Annotated in this window: 22 protein-coding genes; 6 read left to right on the top strand and 16 right to left on the bottom strand. The window is 38.0% G+C overall.

What is annotated here, in order from left to right:
• From BBA02S_RS18135 to BBA02S_RS21390, 5 genes are all read right to left on the bottom strand, one after another.
• Positions 1–187, bottom strand: a 187-nt coding sequence (locus tag BBA02S_RS18135) for a hypothetical protein (protein ID WP_156477592.1), incomplete at its 3' end; no start/stop codon positions are given.
• Positions 188–257: 70 nt separating this feature from the next.
• On the bottom strand, positions 258–740 hold the full coding sequence (locus BBA02S_RS18130; RefSeq protein ID WP_041114600.1) for a hypothetical protein: 483 nt from the start codon (positions 738–740) through the stop codon (positions 258–260).
• 241 nt (positions 741–981) lie between these two features.
• Complete coding sequence (locus BBA02S_RS18125; protein ID WP_052477447.1) at positions 982–1,740, bottom strand: SGNH/GDSL hydrolase family protein; 759 nt, start codon at positions 1,738–1,740, stop codon at positions 982–984.
• A 371-nt stretch (positions 1,741–2,111) separates the two neighbouring features.
• Positions 2,112–2,483, bottom strand: a complete 372-nt coding sequence (locus BBA02S_RS18120; protein ID WP_052475099.1) for a DUF1064 domain-containing protein — start codon at positions 2,481–2,483, stop codon at positions 2,112–2,114.
• Complete coding sequence (locus tag BBA02S_RS21390) at positions 2,483–2,608, bottom strand: hypothetical protein (protein WP_255211764.1); 126 nt, start codon at positions 2,606–2,608, stop codon at positions 2,483–2,485. Before BBA02S_RS21390 ends, BBA02S_RS18120 begins: the two co-directional genes overlap by 1 nt.
• A gap of 341 nt (positions 2,609–2,949) precedes the next feature.
• On the opposite strand from BBA02S_RS21390, the gene BBA02S_RS18115 reads away from it, so the two are divergent.
• Entirely contained in the window at positions 2,950–3,384 is a 435-nt protein-coding gene (locus BBA02S_RS18115; protein WP_041114601.1) for a MarR family winged helix-turn-helix transcriptional regulator, read from the top strand.
• 54 nt (positions 3,385–3,438) lie between these two features.
• A complete protein-coding gene (locus BBA02S_RS18110; RefSeq protein WP_041114602.1) occupies positions 3,439–4,635 on the top strand; it encodes a serine hydrolase domain-containing protein in 1,197 nt (398 codons plus the stop codon).
• Positions 4,636–4,760: 125 nt separating this feature from the next.
• On the opposite strand, the gene BBA02S_RS21770 is transcribed toward BBA02S_RS18110, so the two are convergent.
• The 5 genes from BBA02S_RS21770 to BBA02S_RS18085 all read right to left on the bottom strand — a co-directional run bounded on the left by BBA02S_RS21770 (position 4,761) and on the right by BBA02S_RS18085 (position 10,348).
• Positions 4,761–6,479, bottom strand: a complete 1,719-nt coding sequence (locus BBA02S_RS21770) for a methyl-accepting chemotaxis protein (protein WP_041096541.1) — start codon at positions 6,477–6,479, stop codon at positions 4,761–4,763.
• Positions 6,480–6,928: 449 nt separating this feature from the next.
• Entirely contained in the window at positions 6,929–8,221 is a 1,293-nt protein-coding gene (locus BBA02S_RS18100) for an NAD(P)-binding domain-containing protein (protein WP_041114603.1), read from the bottom strand.
• A gap of 95 nt (positions 8,222–8,316) precedes the next feature.
• The gene (gene arsC, locus BBA02S_RS18095; protein ID WP_041096545.1) at positions 8,317–8,742 is read right to left on the bottom strand and encodes an arsenate reductase (thioredoxin); all 426 of its coding nucleotides are present in this window, start codon (positions 8,740–8,742) and stop codon (positions 8,317–8,319) included.
• A gap of 14 nt (positions 8,743–8,756) precedes the next feature.
• The gene (locus tag BBA02S_RS18090; protein ID WP_041096547.1) at positions 8,757–10,067 is read right to left on the bottom strand and encodes an arsenic transporter; all 1,311 of its coding nucleotides are present in this window, start codon (positions 10,065–10,067) and stop codon (positions 8,757–8,759) included.
• On the bottom strand, positions 10,034–10,348 hold the full coding sequence (locus BBA02S_RS18085; RefSeq protein WP_041096549.1) for an ArsR/SmtB family transcription factor: 315 nt from the start codon (positions 10,346–10,348) through the stop codon (positions 10,034–10,036). The genes BBA02S_RS18090 and BBA02S_RS18085 overlap by 34 nt, the downstream gene beginning before the upstream one ends.
• A gap of 343 nt (positions 10,349–10,691) precedes the next feature.
• On the opposite strand from BBA02S_RS18085, the gene BBA02S_RS18080 reads away from it, so the two are divergent.
• Positions 10,692–11,204 (top strand): GNAT family N-acetyltransferase, encoded by a 513-nt coding sequence (locus BBA02S_RS18080; protein ID WP_041096551.1) that lies wholly within the window; start codon positions 10,692–10,694, stop codon positions 11,202–11,204.
• Between the two features lie 294 nt (positions 11,205–11,498).
• Here BBA02S_RS18080 and BBA02S_RS18070 read toward each other — a convergent pair whose 3' ends face one another.
• Both BBA02S_RS18070 and BBA02S_RS18065 read right to left on the bottom strand, forming a co-directional pair.
• A complete protein-coding gene (locus tag BBA02S_RS18070; protein WP_041114604.1) occupies positions 11,499–11,948 on the bottom strand; it encodes a hypothetical protein in 450 nt (149 codons plus the stop codon).
• 131 nt (positions 11,949–12,079) lie between these two features.
• Positions 12,080–12,307 carry a hypothetical protein gene (locus tag BBA02S_RS18065; RefSeq protein ID WP_041096558.1) on the bottom strand — a complete coding sequence of 76 codons (228 nt, stop codon included), beginning with the start codon at positions 12,305–12,307 and terminating at the stop codon, positions 12,080–12,082.
• A gap of 196 nt (positions 12,308–12,503) precedes the next feature.
• On the opposite strand from BBA02S_RS18065, the gene BBA02S_RS18060 reads away from it, so the two are divergent.
• Positions 12,504–12,839: an SH3 domain-containing protein gene (locus BBA02S_RS18060; RefSeq protein WP_052477449.1), complete on the top strand. Its 336-nt coding sequence runs from the start codon at positions 12,504–12,506 to the stop codon at positions 12,837–12,839.
• Positions 12,840–13,648: 809 nt separating this feature from the next.
• Positions 13,649–14,191 carry a hypothetical protein gene (locus tag BBA02S_RS18055; protein WP_041114605.1) on the top strand — a complete coding sequence of 181 codons (543 nt, stop codon included), beginning with the start codon at positions 13,649–13,651 and terminating at the stop codon, positions 14,189–14,191.
• A gap of 1,040 nt (positions 14,192–15,231) precedes the next feature.
• Here the strand turns inward: BBA02S_RS18055 and BBA02S_RS18045 are convergent.
• Positions 15,232–15,576, bottom strand: a complete 345-nt coding sequence (locus tag BBA02S_RS18045) for a hypothetical protein (RefSeq protein WP_041096562.1) — start codon at positions 15,574–15,576, stop codon at positions 15,232–15,234.
• A gap of 311 nt (positions 15,577–15,887) precedes the next feature.
• Here BBA02S_RS18045 and BBA02S_RS18040 point away from each other — a divergent pair, with 311 nt between their 5' ends.
• Positions 15,888–16,196: a hypothetical protein gene (locus BBA02S_RS18040; RefSeq protein ID WP_041096564.1), complete on the top strand. Its 309-nt coding sequence runs from the start codon at positions 15,888–15,890 to the stop codon at positions 16,194–16,196.
• Positions 16,197–16,314: 118 nt separating this feature from the next.
• On the opposite strand, the gene BBA02S_RS18035 is transcribed toward BBA02S_RS18040, so the two are convergent.
• The 3 genes from BBA02S_RS18035 to BBA02S_RS18025 form a co-directional block, all read right to left on the bottom strand.
• Positions 16,315–16,818, bottom strand: coding sequence for a HEAT repeat domain-containing protein (locus BBA02S_RS18035; protein WP_041096566.1), 504 nt, complete (start codon positions 16,816–16,818; stop codon positions 16,315–16,317).
• A 235-nt stretch (positions 16,819–17,053) separates the two neighbouring features.
• Positions 17,054–17,440 (bottom strand): SET domain-containing protein, encoded by a 387-nt coding sequence (locus BBA02S_RS18030; RefSeq protein WP_041114607.1) that lies wholly within the window; start codon positions 17,438–17,440, stop codon positions 17,054–17,056.
• 140 nt (positions 17,441–17,580) lie between these two features.
• Complete coding sequence (locus tag BBA02S_RS18025) at positions 17,581–17,790, bottom strand: hypothetical protein (RefSeq protein WP_041096570.1); 210 nt, start codon at positions 17,788–17,790, stop codon at positions 17,581–17,583.
• Positions 17,791–18,237: the final 447 nt, after the last annotated feature.

Below are 18,237 nucleotides of genomic sequence, written 5' to 3'. Positions count from 1 at the left end.
TAGCACTTCCAGCTATAACAAGAAGAAAATTATGAAAATCTTCCGTCAGCGTAATTTTATCCGTATGATAAAGCAGTTCATCCCTATGGTTTTCTTCTATTAACTCTAAATCCTCAGATGGAAAGGGTGCCACGAAATTGATTTCCTGTAATTTAGCTTTAATTTCAGCTTTTGATGTTGCTTTCAATAAATATCTCCACTATTACTTATTTTTTTAAAAAAGTATGATCTTTGCCATGCTATCCAGCATCTTTTCTTTAATAAGGAGAATTAACATTCTCAACGTATAGCCCGGTAGCTTGGATCTTTTTTCGAGCGCTCGGACAATCTTTCATCGCTCCAATGTACATATAATAATCGTATCCGAAATGAACAAAAAACTCTTTTTTGTAACTTAATTTACACCAAATAACGTTGCGTAAGGTTAACTTGGCTAACTCTCTGATTTCTTGTAAAGTTACTACTTTACCCGTCCACATTTTTTGTAAAAAACTAGCAGAATTTTGGCTCACAACCTCGTCAGACCATATTTCTAAATCGTTTAAATACACTTTATTTAAACCCATCTCTTCCATAAAAGAAGTGATCGCATTTATGTAATCCGTTTCTGTTCTCAAGTACTCTTCTTCACTTACTTTAGTTCCTACCTCAGAAAAACAAGTCCACTCTTTGTCATCAAGATAGGAACCTCCTTCATCTCTATTTTCAGGATTATATTTGGTTATCCTCCAGGAAAACAATTGATTACACACCTACTTTTTTATCTATATGATTCAGCTGGGGCAGGAAATGAGACCATTTCTACTTCCACTCACCTGCCTCGTTAGTTAAAGAGGGGGCCTGAACAACTTTACTTCTTAATAGTAGAATGTTAATAGTGCCCCGGCTTTTCCGTTAGCCTATCCGTTAAACATTTTAAACGCTATACAGCATTATAGTGGAGTAAAGAAGTCAAGTTTCTTCCTATTACAAAGTGAATGTTTATTTAGCATAAGGAAACATCTGATTTAAATAGTGGTTTACAGAGTAAGCGACCATGCTATGCCCTTTTGGCGTCCAGTGGAAGCCTAGCAGCGGATCCACTAAGCCACTTTTAGAAATTTTTGTATCTGTCGCATTTCCAGCTTTCAATACGGCATTTGCATAGTTATCTACGAGTTGAACCTTGTGTGTCTTAGCTACTTTTCGGATAATATCGTTATAGCTGTTCTCCCATTTGCGAAGGCCGCCTTTATTAGTATATATTTCTCTTATTTTAGGGTTGTCGGCGGAATGGTATTTATAATATACACCCTCATTAACAGGCAGATTAGTCATCAGTATAACCTGAGTATGTCTTTCTTTTAACTGTAAGACCATGCTCGTAAGATTTTTTTCAAACTGAGCCTTGCTGACTTGCGGCTGTCCAGTTGTAGAGTTAATCAATGCATCGTTTAGCCCGAACATCATAACAACAGCTGCTGGATTTAAGTCTAGTACATCTTTCTTAAATCTCTTTATGGCCTGGGCTGTCGTATTTCCGCTTACACCTTTATTGACCACGCCTGCAACGTTAGGCCAGTTGTGAGTAGGATACTTCGGGAACTCTTTGGGCAAATATGATCCAGACGTATTACTGTCTCCAAAAGCAACAACCCGATCAGTTTTTGTTGTAGCCGCCTCTATATTAAATGGCACACTGGAAATGAGGAGTCCTGCTGCGGCCATCCCGGATACCAGCCATTTTTTAATCTTGTTCATTGCAATAACCCCCAATCTATATATGTATATATCATACCATTTATTCCTTTACTTAGGAGAATCAAGCAATAGGGAAATTAATGGATGATAGCGATGCATAATTAATGAAATGTTATACAATTCACTTGTAAACTTGTTCCTAATCTTGTTATGTTAGTAAGCGGTGATGAATTTGAAAAAACAAGAACGGAAAAGTTTACAAATACATTTGATGATTATAGGCGGAGTGCTCACAGCACTTGCTTCTCTTGTTATCTGTCTCGCATTTTTTATGTGGCTGTCCATATAAGCCTAATCACTTGGCTTTGTCACATTTTGTGTCCACTACTCCTCAACAGCTTTCGTCATGAAACCGCACTGAGGTCACGCCTTCATGGGAAGGATGCCCCCTCATCATCCGGATTATATGTAAACAAACTCAAGATATGAGGATACTTTTTCTCAAACAGCTTCCGCTTGATTTTAAAGGCTTCAGTCTCTGCTCCCTTGAAGTCTATCACTTCAATACTTCCGTCCTTGTGATGCACTTCAAAATCAGCTGCATATTCAATTTGCTCATGCAGGACCCCGTTCTTTGTAAAAGCTTCTTGCAGTAAGTACCTTGGCTGCGTCCGAAAAAAGAGAATCTGATCATTCTCCTGTATCCGTTTCAAATTCTCATAATAGCTCGCTTCTGATTTGCTGCCGAAAGTAATGCCATCGATTATTACTTTTTCGTTGCTGTCTTTCGATTGAACTGTCATCAACTAACTTCCTTTCCCGCCAGATGCTTCGCTTCTTCAAATCGCTTTCGAAACTCCGCTTGTTCCTGACCATGAATTTCTTTTGCCTTTGGTCCACAGATCGGATAAGGTTGCATAGACATCAAAGAACCGTTGCCCCTTTATCAACATATGTTCCACGGTATAGCCTGCATGTCATCATTTTAACCTCCAATCTACTCCTTCTGCCTCTAGAGGTATTTTCCGCATTCTCTATTGAGCTGGCTTGCCGTTGCATATCCAATCCTGTCAGTGGGCATTTCACTTTGTTTGCCTGGTATCAGTGGATGTCCATTCTAGCAAGAGCAGACTTTGATTACAGCCGCCGAGATGACACTTTTTAGTTGACTAAATGACTTTTAAATCAACAGCACTTGAAATAGAAGATTGACGTTTGAAAACTCACTTGGTAATATATTAGATATCTAACATATTAGCGGGTGATCTTTTGTCTTTATATAAACAGGTTAAGCGTATTAATGAAGCTGAATATACAATAAACCGGTTGATATACAAACAGTATAAGCAATATTTAAATAGCGGTATTACAACACAACAAGCGGTGGTATTGGATATTGTGTACTTAGCAAAACGGATTACGGTTGGTGAAATTGCGATAGAAATGAACATTAGCTCTAGCGCAGTAAGCCAATTAATAGCGAAATTGGAAAAGAATAAATTTATCAAACGAGAAATTAACCTCCAAAATCGACGGGAAGTATTGATAACGTTAGATGAAAATGGATTGGAGTATTTTTCGAAGCAAGATTATGTAGAACGGCAAATCGCAGATAAAATTTACAGCAAACTTTCAGCAAATGAGTTAGATGAATTAGAGCGTATTGTTGGAAAATTAAAGAGTATTGCGATGAAGGAATTATAAAGATTTCTTCACGTCCAATATGTTAGATATCTAATTTATTTAGGAGGCTAATAAGTGGAAGATTTACTTAAAAATATCGCGTTTAACGGTGCAGTTTATTTTAAAGCAAATGGACAGGTTAAGGAGTATTATCATGGTTATCAAGAACTCGCAAAGAAGCAGCTCATTAACAAAAATACACAATTTAATTTAGCATCATTAAGTAAAATGTTTACAGCAGTAATGACGTTCCAACTAATCGAAAAAGGACAGTTGCGGTTAGAAGATAAAATGACAAGTTGGTTTCATGCACCGCATTTTACAGAGGTAACGGTAAAACACTTGCTTACACATACATCTGGTATTCCAGAGTATATCGCAGAAGATGTAACAATAAGTATTGAAACATTTATCGAAGTAGTACAGCCACAATATGCGCCAAATGAGCATTGGTCTTATAGTAATACAAACTATGTTTTGCTTGCAAAAATAATTGAGGAAATAAGCGGTTTATCATATGAAAGGTATTTACAAACATTTATTGCAAAACCATTAAATCTAACCCATACAACAACTCAGCCTCTAAAACACCGGGAAGCGTATGGTCAAATATATGATTATCAGAATCAACAATATAGAAAGGTTCATGATGACCCCTACTCACCCGAAATTGAAAAATATAGTGAGGGATATGGGGACGGTGGCATTTATTCAACAGTGGAAGAGGTGGCGACGTTTTTAAAAGCAGTTTGGCAAGGTCGGTTCCTTAACAAAGAAACTGTGGAATTCATGTTGACGCCAACAAAATCCGCTGAGCATTATGGCCATGGTTTTATCATTCAGGATGAGTGGATAGGTCATACAGGCGGATGGATTGGTTGCTCAGCACAAGCCTTTATTAATAGATCAACCAAAGAAGTGATTGTGTTAGCGACGAATCAAGAAGTATTTCCGCAATATGAACAAGAAATTATGAATTGCTTAATGGGAATTCAGCATGCTGTAGAAGCACCAAAACATGTAGTCATCTTACCAGTCACTAATAAAGATGATATTACAGGTCGATATGAATTAGCAGACGGACTTGGCACAAGGTTTACGATTGAAAAGAGTGTACAATTTATGATTTCATTTGAACATCAGTTGTCTGTGCCACTTTTTAAAATAGATGAATCGTATTACTGGGTACGCAATACGATGAGTTATATAGATGTTGCGAATCATTTATTTATCGATGAAGGTGTTGAAGTACCTTATCAAATAGTCGATTGATCTAGCCAGGAAAGTTATACTCTTCTCATGAGTTCAATAAACTTGAAGCGAGTATATCCCAATGGAATAAATACTGACAATAAAAGCAGAGCCCTCCTTGAAACAAGAAGGGCTCTGCATCATTTTTACTTAGATATTTTAAATGTACTTACTTTTTCTTGTAACTCTTCCGCCATACGCGACAGTGAAAACGCAGACTGGGAAATGTCCTCCATCGATGCCAATTGTTCTTCTGTAGCCGCAGAGACCTCTTGCGTTCCAGCTGCCGTCTCCTCCGTTACTTGAACAATGGAATCCACTGCCCGTACAATTTCTTTTGAACCGGCAGCGACCTGCTCAATAGCTGTGGATACCTTTTGGGCCTGGCTCGCTACATCACTTATAGATTGATAGATCTGCTCAAACGAGCCGCCCGCTGTTTCAACCACTTCGATTCCTTCGTCAACCTCATTCTTTGCCTTTTCCATGGATGAAACAGCATTGCTGGTTTCTTTTTGTATCCATGTGACCAAGGTAGAAATCTCTTGGGCTGATTTAGAGGATTGCTCCGCCAGCTTTCTTACTTCATTCGCCACAACAGCAAAGCCTTTTCCGCTCTCTCCAGCGCGGGCTGCCTCGATGGCTGCATTCAAGGCGAGTAAATTGGTTTGCTCAGAAATCCCTGTAATCACCTCTGTGATGCTGCCAATTTTTTTGGAGTGCTCTCCAAGTTCTACAATAACTGTTCCAAGCTTGTGGACTGTTTCATTAATTCGAGTCATTTGACCTACTGCCGTTTGAACAGAGGTTTTCCCCTCTTCAGCTTTGTCTAATGTTAAGTCGACCGCTGAGGAAACACTTTGGGAAGCCGTTGATACTTGCTGAATTCCATCAGACATTTTATTGATACTTTGAGAAGCCTCCTGTACACTTCTAGTCTGACTTTCGGTACCGTCTGCCGCTTGAAGTACCGCAGTGGAAATTTGCTCTGTTGCCTTGCTTGTTTGTTCGGCACTAGCGGAAAGTTCCTCTGACGCTGCAGCCACCTGTTCAGAGTTTTGTTTTACACTGCTAACCAAGCCTTTTAAATTGTCAACCATTCGATTGATTTCATTTCCCAGTCTTCCGATTTCATCTTTTCTATTGATCTCAACCTGTTCACTTAAGTCCCCTTGTGCCACCGCACTTACTACATCGACCACCCTGCCTAAAGGTCCGCCAATGATTCGGGCAATAAAATAACCTAAGCCAATACTCAGTATCACAGCTAAACTGATAATGAATAGAGTTAAGTTTCTAGAAGAAGCAGCCATGCTTTCTCCTTCTCTATCTTTTTGCTGTGCAAGCTCTTCATTAATATCGATTAATTCTTGTAAGATACTTTGCACTTTATCCCCGGATTCTGTAAATTTAGGCTGGATTTTTTGATATGCTTGCACATCATTTTTCCTCGCTATTTCTATAGCTTGATCCAATAACAAATAATACTCTTCCAAAGCTGATGGAAGTTCTTTATATACCACGGTTTCTTGATCAGTTAGTTTCGTATTGCTATATTCATCTAATGTAGCCTGAATCTCTCCTTTAAGTCCAGTCAGCTTTTCCTCATACTCAGCGTTTTCCTCTGGCGCAGTGGCGATAAAGGTCATATCGCGAATATTCACCCTCACTCTCTGGTATAGGATCATCGTATCGGACAGGTAATTAATAGGCTTCAAATTATTTTCGTACATATCATTCATTTCTGCACTTAATTTATTTATGCCAGCTACCCCCATAAATCCAACAAACGCCACTATGGCTGCCAGCACAATAAAAGAAGAAATGAGCTTTGTGACAATCTTTAAATTATAAAACCACTTCACTGTAAGCACCTCATATTCTATGTATTCCTAATAGTTATCGGTTCTAAGATGCTTTTTTTGATAGTTTAAATCATAAAATGCCTTGATGATTGGCTCAAAAATTAAAACAGCCAGTTACGGTGCTTTTCCGGTAACTGGCTGTTTAGGTAAAAATGGATATAATTTACTTTTCTTAAAATCACTCTCTTCGATTGAAAGGTTTCACCAAGTGATTCAGCATGGGTCACAAAAAAGTGTTTTCCCAAAGCAATCAGCCGTTACCCCTAAGATTCTTTCTTACCTTCTCCTCTTTCTATATACAAATAGTCAAGCAGAACGTCTACGGGTGGTTGAGTTTCAAATGATGCCATTCCTGCATCTATTTCCTATCGGCAAATGAATACAACTTCTTTTAGATCTTTCAAGCTTATTATGTGTATCATTTCTGTCAGTCCTGTATTAGTGTGTCACTAACAACATCCACCCGCTCCACTATGACAAACGCCTGTTTCGGGGAGCTGCAGCTGCACATTGGCAGCAGCCTCTTTATCTCCTGCTAAGAAAGCCACAACTGAACGCACCTGTTCATAGCCCGTTGCCATTAAAAATGTCGGTGCCCGACCATATGATTTTGAACCTACAATGTAAAAGTTTGATTCAGGCTGGCGTAATTCCTTCTCACCATGCGCTGGCACGCTGCCGCAACTATGTTCGTTTGGATCAATTAATGGAGCCAGTGCCGGTACGGCTTCTGTTATGGCTTCTCTTTCGAATCGCAGCTCGCGATGAAAGTCAAAGTTTGGCCGGTTGCCGGTATTGACAATTAAGCGATCAAACGGCTCCAATATTTTCTCATTAGACAATAAGACAATCCCGTTTTGTTTACGCATATCTGTTATCATAAATGGCGTTTCTACTTGAATGAGACCTTTGCGAACGGCTTTTGCAATACGAAGCCCTAACTCGCCACGAGCAGCGAGTTCATCATTTAATCCTCCGCCAAATGCCTCTTCCACACGCTTTTTACGCAAAATCCAGGTGACCGAGGTGTCAGGATAGTTTTGTTTTAACTTAATTAAATTAAGTAACGAGTTAATCGCTGAATGTCCTCCCCCAACCACAGCAATGCGTTTATTTGCATATAATTCTTTATTGGTCTCTACGTTTGGAATATGGTAATCGATAAGCAAAGCTAGCTCTTTTTCCGTTCGTAACCACACACTATTACTTATCGCCGGATTTGGATTTCCCCAAGTTCCTGTCGCGTCAATAACTGCCTTAGCCTTCATTTTTCTTAAGCCACTTGGTGTTTCGACGTATAACAGAAACGGCTGTGAAGAACGATTTGTTGTTTTCATGCGATCCAATCCATCGCGTGTAATGGCTGCAACTTCATGGTTCGTATAAATGTTTGGTGTGAAGAGCTTAGCTAATGGCGTTAAATAACCTTCCAATAACTCTTTTCCGGTCGGTATGCTTTCTTCATTCGGTGCTTGCCAGCCTATTTTAAATAATAACCGTTTACCTGCTTCATCCATATTATATTGCCAAGGTGAAAATAAGGTAACATGCTCCCATGTGCGTACATTGGCAGCAACCTCTCCTTTTTCTAGTAAGAAGAAGGGGATTTTTCGTTCTGTTAAATGTGCTGCTGCTGCTAAACCAATTGGTCCTGCGCCAATGACTGCAACCGGTAACGCTGGCTCGCAGCCCCCTGTACCTGGATCACAGCAATTTGATGGCTGGATAATATTAAATTTCATGGTAAACACTCCTTTACATAACTCTTTACTTATATATACAAGAAATAAAAAAGCTATTTAGCTTTTTTATTTCACTATTTGTTCGTGGACACACTTTATTTCGTTTCTTCCTCTTTTGCGAATTGTTGAATACGTCCGCCGATTTCATCACGCACACGCTGGAATTCAGCCCAAATCTCTTCTTCCGTACCTGTTGCTTTAGCCGGGTCGTCAAATCCCCAGTGTTCTCGACGAATGGAAGGCGGTGTCATGGGGCATTTATCTGCTGCATCTCCACAAAGTGTAACGATAAAATCTGCAGTATGAAGTGTTTCTAAATCAAGGATATCTGATGTGTGATTTGAGATATCAATCCCCGCTTCTTTCATTGCTTTCACTGCATTTGGATTTAAACCGTGTGCTTCTACACCCGCACTTTTGACGATCCACTTATCCTCTAAATAGTATTTTCCAAATCCTTCGGCCATTTGACTGCGGCAAGAGTTGCCCGTACATAAAAAATAAAGTAGTTTTTTAGCCATCTTAATTTCTCCTTTTAACTCATTATTAATGTAAAATACAGGCCAATGAGTGTAATAAATAGAATAGGGATTGTTAAAAGAATCCCTGTCTTAAAGTAAGTTCCCCAAGAAATTTTCACACCTTTTTGGCTCAGGACGTAAAGCCATACAAGTGTCGCAAGTGAACCGATTGGCGTAATTTTTGGTCCTAAGTCAGAGCCAATAATGTTTGCATAAATGAGGGCTTCACGAAGTACACCAGATGTATTTGTTTCTGCGATAGCAAGCGCATCGATCATAACAGTCGGCATATTATTCATGATCGAGGACAAAAATGCCGCAATAAAGCCCATTGCGATGGTTGTCACAAACAGTCCTTGTTCTGCAGTCGCATTAATCACTGAAGCCAGCGCTTCCGTTAAACCTGCATTCCCTAGCCCATATACAACGACGTACATTCCAATGGAGAAGAACACGATATTCCATGGTGCTCCTTTAACCACTGCCGCTGTGTTGACTGCAGCGCTTTTTCCCGCCATTAGTAAGAAGAGAAACGCAATGGTCCCTGCAACGAGCGATACGGGAATGCCCGTCCATTCACTGGAGAAATAGCCAAGCACTAATACCAGCAAAACCCCCCACGATAAACGAAACATCCTGTTATCTTTAATTGCTTCCTCAGGCTGTTTCAGCATTGCGATTTCATACGTGCGTGGAATAGACTTTCGAAAATACAAGAGAAGTACGGTAATGGTTGCCAGTAAAGAGAAGACATTCGGCAAGATCATATGTACCGCATATTCAACAAACCCAATACCAAAGAAATCCGCAGACACAATGTTCACTAGGTTGCTTACGACAAAAGGCAAGCTTGTCGTATCTGCAATAAAGCCGCTTGCCATAATAAATGGAAAAATCATCTTCTCTTTAAACTGTAAATTACGTACCATCGCCAGTACAATTGGCGTTAAAATAAGCGCTGCTCCGTCATTGGCAAATAGAGCTGCTACAATTGCGCCAAGTATGCTCACATAGATAAACATTTTAATGCCGTGGCCTTTTGCCAAACGGGCCATGTGGAGTGCAGCCCATTCAAATAACCCAATCTCATCTAAAATTAGTGAAATGATAATAATCGCAATAAAGCTAAGTGTTGCATTCCAGGTAATATTGACCACATCAAGAACATCCGCGCTATCAACTACTCCTGTCAGCAAGGCAAGCAATGCACCTGCACAAGCGGACCAGCCAATATTTAATCCTTTCGGCTGCCAAATGACAAAAATCAACGTTGCAATAAAAATTAAACTAGCTAAGATGAGCAAGATGAGCCCTCCTTCTTGCATTGAGCAATAGAGATTGCTTCAAGCTCATCAACAACGGTTTGTACTATAGATGTTAACTCGCCGACTAGCCGATAGTGTTTCCAGGTGCCCACTTTGCGTTCTGTAATAATGCCTGCCTCTTTTAATTTACGTAAATGTTGACTGACAGCTGGTTGGGAAATCTGCAAGACCTCCACAAAGTCGCAAACGCAAACTTCTCCTTGCTTTAAACAAGCAACCAATTTGAGACGATTGATATCAGCCAACGCTTTTAATTGCTTTTCTATCAACTGAATGTCCATAAGCCCTCCTATATAAGTGAATTCTTATTTAATATAGTACAACACATTATATTTGTAAATAATTAAATACTTATATAATATCCTTTTAGTTAAGCCTTCTCAAAACTTTGCTTACAAACTATCCAAGTGCTATATCTATCATGAAATTTTTAATAACTTGATTATCACTAGATAGCTTTCGGTAATAAACAATGATTAAAAGGAGATTAAATTCCAAATTAGGAAATATATGATACACTTAAATTGTCTAAATGTCGGGTATGGACATTTATTTCTTATCCAACAAGAGATCCGTTTTTCTTGATACCCCAATGACCAGCGATTTTACAAAGGAGAATTTACAATGAATATAAAAACAAATAGATTATTGATACGTGAATTTCAAGCTGATGATCTGGAAGACGTATATGAATATACGTCAAAGCAAGACGTTATGAAGTACATCCCAGGTGGCGTACATACGCAAGAGGAAGCGAAAAAATTTATCCACAAAAACATAGGAGATCATGCGGAACACTTTCCAGTTATAGAGACAGAAAGAAATACCTTAATTGGCCATATAGCCTTTCATAAATACTTTGGTGATCACACATACGAAATTGGATGGGTATTTAATCCCTCTTTTCAAAAAAGAGGATATGCTACCGAAGCAGCTAAGGGCGTCTTAGAATATGGTTTCGATAAACTAAACTTACATAGGATTGTTGCAACATGTCAGCCTGAAAACACACCATCATACCGAGTAATGGAGAAGATTGGAATGAGAAGAGAAGGATTTTTCAAGAAATGCATTCCGAATGGAAATGATTGGTGGGACGAGTATTATTACGCTATCCTGAAAGAAGAATGGGAATAGAATTGATAACAGCAATTCGAAAGCACCTTTTTATAGATGCTCCTATTAAAGGGGTTAGTTTCAAGTGATATAGTATTCACACAAGATGGACATGGAAACATTGAAAAACCACAGGAAGATTAGCAAGGAATATCCAACAGATGGTTGGCAAAGGTCCCCTGCTTATGAGCTGAAACGTGACCGCGATAAAGACGCCGAGGCTTGCGGAAACATAAGCTTGTTTGAAATTCATCCATTAAAAAAGGACAGAAGTTGTCCTTTTTCTATTTTCTTTAGCCGGTTTAATATAAAGAATTAACCTCTTTTTACCTCTGTTATGCGAGGACTTTCAAAAGAAATGATATCAATTATATGATTTAAACAAGGAACCTGATAATGAACAAAACGCTCTTCAGGGAAAACATCCTCTGCAATGGTGCCTAGTTTAACAAAATCCAAATATCTTGATTTCGTGTAAATCCTAAAAACTTCCCCTTGATAGACTTCATAATCATCCATGACAGTAAAAGACTCGTTTGTTATCGTATAAGAAACATAAGAATCAAAATCCAGCTGAATAATTGGGAAATTAATATCTCCTTCAATAGGGCTGATTTCAGTTATATATTTACCTGCATGAGCCCCCTCCCTTTCATGACTAATTTTGCATTTATCGATAAGTATTCTTAATGAGTTCTCTAACGGTTCCGACAAGGTATTCAAATATATATGGCCTTTCCAGTCCATTAATTCTCTATACTCCATTGCTCCTTCCCCCATTCCTTCATGTCCATTAACATCAATTGCTTCTTGATCTTCCGTACTTGTGTAAAAACTGGAATTCTTCCTTCCTGTCTTTTCATTCTATTAAATAGCAGCCATACGGAAAGAATGATTTATTTTTTGCTTCTATTCGATAAGGGAACTATCTCAAATGATTCTTCCAATTGATGTGCTGCTAATTCCACTAATGATCCGTCTTCTAATACAAGAAAAAGCATGACCCCTTCTATTGGCTCTAAATGTCTCAGAAAAAGCCTCGTGTGTTTGCATCGAAGATTTATATCGTTTTGAAACAGAAAGTTATCTAATTCTTCAAAGCCTTTGATATTATTTAATGTCAATGCCACCCTCCCCTTCGCATAATCTAATAGAACTATTTCTATAAAAAATTAGAAATTCCTTCTATTTTTTCTTTTTAATACCTATCGCAAGTCACTTTTATCTGCACTAAAATAGTGACCAATGACTCAAAATCTTATTTACTGCCTCCAGTTAAAAAGGTACAATTTGCCTATAATAAAGAAAGAGGTGGTATAGTTGAACACACAAACTCTCATTAAAAGCTTAATAGCCTTTATTTTAGTTCTATCCGCAGTACTGCCATTCAATGTAATATCTTCTAGTGCAGCAACAGCGAGTAAGGTTGGTTGGGTAAGTATCGATAGCGGCTCCCTTACCGTTAGAAGTGGACCAGGCACAAGTTATAAAAAAGTGGGGTCGTTAAAAAACAATGTTTCAGTCACTGTATATTCACAGGCCAAAAACGGCTGGTCGCAAATTGGTTATCAAAAGAAAAAAGCATATGTTGCTTCCCAGCACCTTAGAATGTATAGCTTTCTACAGGACAAAACGAAAATATACACCTATAAATGAGAGGGTAAATACCATAAAACTCAGTACATAGGTAAACATTATGGTTGGGATGAATGGAGCAGCGAAGATGGCAGTTATATTATGAAGGAAGATAGCAAAGGTCTATATATTGGTTGGCCTCAGTCAGATTATTTTACAGAGCTTTCTTATCCTTTAAAAGTTGGGAAGCAATGGACAGACTGGGAAATAAGAAAAAAATCACATCAATAAATGGCACTTTAACTACGCCGGCAGGAACTTTTAAAAATGTAGTTACCGTAAAATCAAGTGACGTCTACACCACTTACTACGCTCCAAATATTGGATTTATAAAATCAGTTTCTAATGGTGTGATGATGAGTGAATTGACTAGCTTGAAAAAGAAATAAGTACTGACTAAATCAATCATTTACTAGAATGGCTTGAGTATCAATTAGAGCCATTCTTTTTATTAAGTACTTTATTCCTCAAGAACCTGCCCCTCTATTTCTTCCCTGCTCACTCCAAGACTAAAGCCCCTAATGATAGCCTCACCGTTAAATAAGTCTAATACAGGCAATAAATTGGCTTCTCACTGAATAATATTCGTTGTGACGACGAAGCTGCGTCTTACTGTCAATTATTGTTTCATAAGGTACAAATATATAATAGTACACCCAATAAGTTCCTATTATATAATTCAATTAGAGGCGATCAAGAATAAAAATGCTCTAATATAGAGTAAGAATAGAAAAGAGGGTACTTATTCGGAGACTTTCGGAAATTCACACCTAAGGCCGTTTGTAAAACTAATTAGACTTCATTTCTTAAAGGGGAAGGGAGAATGTCGTTTGAACTTTAAAAATGAGAAACATCTGAGATCAGACGTAACCGGTAAAACTTATTTGACTAAAGGATGGGGCTATATTGCAGCCCTTGCCCTGCTGCCGTATGCCATTTTAAAATCGCTTTGGGCCTGGGGATCAACGGTGGGACTCACAACAAAACAAGCTGTGCAAGATGTAGCGGGGTTCGGTGATACATTAAAGGAAGGCCCAGCTTTTCTATACACGTTATACACAATTGGAATAGACTTTACAGCTATCTTGGCGATACTGGCCTCTTTATTTGCTTTAGCGTTCGTAACTTCCTGGGGGGAGAAACTGCCAAAACGGTTATTAATCATATCAGGACGGTCAGTTGGATTGTTGACTGTTCTAATCAGCTTCTTAACCGCTCTTCAATTTTTAGGAGTGCTCCCAAAAGGATACGCTGAAGGATTAGCCAGTTGGGTGTATGCAGTAACGTACGGAGGATTGTTCTTATGGGGAGTCACTATATTTATAGCGACTCTGGCGTTCCAGCATCGGATTAAAAATAAACAGCCTTCCTAAACAGGCAATAATCTGCAAAAGTCCAAGTTCTCCATTTTAATGCTGGAAAATTGGACTTTTCATCTCTACTTCTCATGCAAATATATATAAAGTGTTTAGTATAACTTACCTTCTATTAATTTTGTAATGATAGTAGACGGTCTGCCCATGCTATACCCCTGGAGGAAAGAGTATTCTTGATTAAACCTGTGTAATACACGGTGATTAAAATGAAAAAACGCAAAGGCTACTAACCCTGTTAATTATTATTAGTGCAACCGGCGCTTTTTTTCTGCTCATTTTATGTCTGCTGCGCATGATTAACGAATTATGCCCTAACTATTATTTTTTTCAATTTTTTGTATATTTTTAAAAACATCTATGTTATGATTAATTGGAAGGAAATACAATTTATCGGGACCTTCTAGACTTTTCTTAGTCAACCTCCCTTTAGGTTAGAAAGGGGGAGGAAGATAAGATGTCTTCAAATCATATAAACATAATGTTAAGGACCTTAAAGCAATATGAAGATTGTGAAATAACATTAAAATTTAGTAATGATTACCATACCCCTATGTTTACTGTCTGCTATTTAAACAAGTTCTTTCGACTAACTTATTTAAGTAATCCTCTTGTCGAAACTTATGACAATATTGAATCCGCACTTTCAGCTATTGAGAAAGTGATGCAGAATAGTTTACAAGAAACCCCTAATTAATTAGGGGTTTTTCCTTTGTCGTCTCTTTTTATTGGTATCCGCTTCTGCCCAATCATTCCGTATTTGTCTCTACAGCTGTCCAACTGTTTCTTTCCTTTCATTAGAGCTCATAGATATCGATCCTAAAGATTTCTAAAAAGCATACAAAAACCCCCTCCCAAGTACGGGACGGGGTTAACCGCGATACCACCCTAATTCTATTGATCCGATCAACAGCACTTAGCAGCGTACAATGGTACGTGTTTCCTGTAACAGCAGACGCCCCTTTAAAATTCGGCTTAGCTTCTCAGAGAAGGTCTTCACGCAACACTCGAACACTGACAACGTCCCCTCTTTAGAAGGCTCATATAATCAGGACCAATAATACAATAACTGCCACTAGAATCAAACACCCTTGAACTGCAAACTTTATTAACTCTTTTTTAGTATAAAAAAAGCCTTCCCACCATTCGATTTCTTGGATAATCATGTCATCATTACATCGTACCCACATAGTTCTAGGCTGATTGTCTGTCTTATTATTTACGATAACAGGTTGTCTAGCATGAACTCTGATTAATCGATCATCTGGCTTTGTAAACTTTATGTTTATGAATCCATAAGACTCTAAAAATTGAGTAAAATCTTCTTCTGTGAATTTCTTTCCTTTCTTTCTCATAAGAAGACTTTCGTTAAATTCTTCTGCCATTTACTAATCTCTCCATTAGCCAATAAATTTTCCTAAGCATTTCTTAGTGTTGGGTACATTAGGATTACATATTACATGTCAATTGTATATTATTTCCTCAACCGGCGTAAAGAAGCAAATTTCACTAAAGTGTTAACAGTTGGCTGATCAGTATAGACTCTGCTATCCTTTTCCCCTTACTGATAGGCTTCTTTTTTTACCGCAATATCATTTTAATCGCAGCATAGACAAAAAGATAAGCCCAACAAGATCAGAGCAGCAGATTCCATAATAGAATATGTATCAAATCGATTTTTAAAGAAGGGATACTTATGTGGCTAGAAGAAAACACTCGTAATTTTATTTTAATAAGTTACTATTGCACACTAGGAATCGCTATCGTATTCACTTTATATGCATGGTACAAACAGAAGTTTTCCCGTACTTATTTATGGTTTTTGGGCTCTTTTATTATCGCTGCAATTGGTTTGTTTATTTGGACACAGCTACTGATTGGCCCAATCTATCTTGAGCCGGAACTGGCTTCTCCGGAGGAAGACTTCCCTAAGATGATCACAGCTGCCTTGTTATGGATGTTTAGCATAGGTCTCTTGCTTGCAGGAATCTTTAAGAAGAATTAAAAGAACAAATCAGGCGTATGTCACAACTAAGCTTATGTTATACGAACTGCCAGCCTTGCTAGCGTTCCGCATACGCCTCATTTTCATAGGCTCTATTGTAGTAAAGCACCCACTGGATTTATTTATACTTCTTGAAAGAAAACAACGTGTCCAACGTCTCTGAGAGTATCTCCTGTTGCCGTTCTATTTCATTTAATTCTTCTTTTATTTTTAGAATACAGTTAAATAAGGTGTCAGCTGGTATTCTGCCGTTAATTGCTTCTATTAACTGATATGCTTGGGCTTGCACTTCAAAGTTCCCATTTATCAAATGGTCAACTAGTGTTTCTATATGTGCCGAACAATCAAACGGTTCCAGTGCATATAACAGAGTCCCTCTATGCCCTAAAGTTTTTGCGTCATTGATTACTTCTATCAGCGGTTGTACTGCCTCTTCGCTTCCTATATCACTTAATGTCAAAGCAATAGAATTTCTCAATAAAACATTTTCCGTACTCTTTAAATATTCAACAAGTAAAGGAACAGCCTCTATGTTTTTGCTTTTGCCAATTTCCTCTAGAATGATTTCAGCTTCATCAAGCTTCTCATTTTCTAATGCTACTCTTAATGAATAGATATCCATCTGCTTTATCCAAACTCCTTGTCACTAGCCGTCATTAACTTAAATTATAGCACGGTTCTTCTTTAATCATTCTGTCTCTGTAAGTGAACAGCACAGGTATCGAGGCATTGTTGATGTGAATAGCCAGGAGGTTAAGGCGCATGAGGAACAGGTAGATAAATAAAAACCCCCACTGAATCTTTGCGCCTTCAGTGGGGGTTCGCTTTAATTGCCTGGTTCTATAGAGAATGTTTTGCTATTCTTTTTGGTCCTGATTAAACCATAGTTCATCTTTGTTATCAACATCGCCGTTATAATTAATTAAAATCTCATCTCCTGCTTTTATATCGGTGAAAGCATAAAAGTCAAATGTATGATTTTTAAAGTTAATCTCATAAGTTGCATTAGGTTCATAAGAATGGTTAAACAACATTCCATAACCAAGAAGGATCGCAGAGTGATTTATCCCATACTCAAAAGCATAATCAGCAAGTAAAGTTTGCTCAATGTATTGATGCTGATCGTTTGGATAAGAAATAACAGGTGCTTCATGTAAAAGCTCCCCTTTTTTGATATCACATGTAGCAAATACTCCTCTATTAAATTCTCCCTCACTTATTGTAGATAGTTTTACCTCAATCATCTCGTTCGCCTACTCACTTTTTAAATATTATTTTTAACTGTAAAATTAATTTCGAAAAATCTTTCCACTCTATCAGAAACATCATTTATGATTCATCTAACTATTGCATACCCTATGTAGTTGATTCCCCGCAACGTGCGTTAGCGTGACACTTTGGGCGGTTGGCATACGGCACATTTACGTTGGTGATTATTTTTAAATTTCGTAAATGTTTTTTCAAAATGGGTGCCGCATGCACATTCAAATAGTAACTTTTGAGAAAAACCATGGTATTCTGTTGTTAGCAGCTTACTGTCTGAATTGTTCTCAACAAATTCTTTAATTTTATCAATTGTCCATCGTTTATTCATTCTCTTACACCTCCACATTAGATCACTAGGCGGAGGCTTTTTCAGCATCCGTTCAATTATGAGCAAAAGTCGTAATTATCCTAAGTGTCTCATTATAACATGGGCGGGCACACAATTAAATAGCTAGCATGAGATGCCTCTATACAATACAAGTGAATTCCGGCCTTTTTATATGGACTGTGATAAAAATACTCTCCCTACTCAATTAGCCTATCTCTGAACTTAAAGAAAAGACCCTGAAAAACAGGATTTTCAATCAAAAAGAACGATAGTAGTTTATTCTCGCTTTTTTAAAAAGCTAAAATAAAACAAAAAGAAAATGCTCACAAGCATGGCATAAAACCATATAGAGCGATACCAAACATTCTTCAGTTCCATAAAAAAACCCATCCCACCTTGAGAGGAAGGTAAAAGAGAGTAAAGTGACACTTCAATAAAGAACATTAC

It is taken from the genome of Bacillus badius NBRC 15713, assembly GCF_001591605.1.
Lineage (GTDB): Bacteria > Bacillota > Bacilli > Bacillales > Domibacillaceae > Pseudobacillus > Pseudobacillus badius.
Note: the sequence above shows the minus strand (reverse complement) of the source record. Positions and strands in the feature narration are given on the sequence as shown.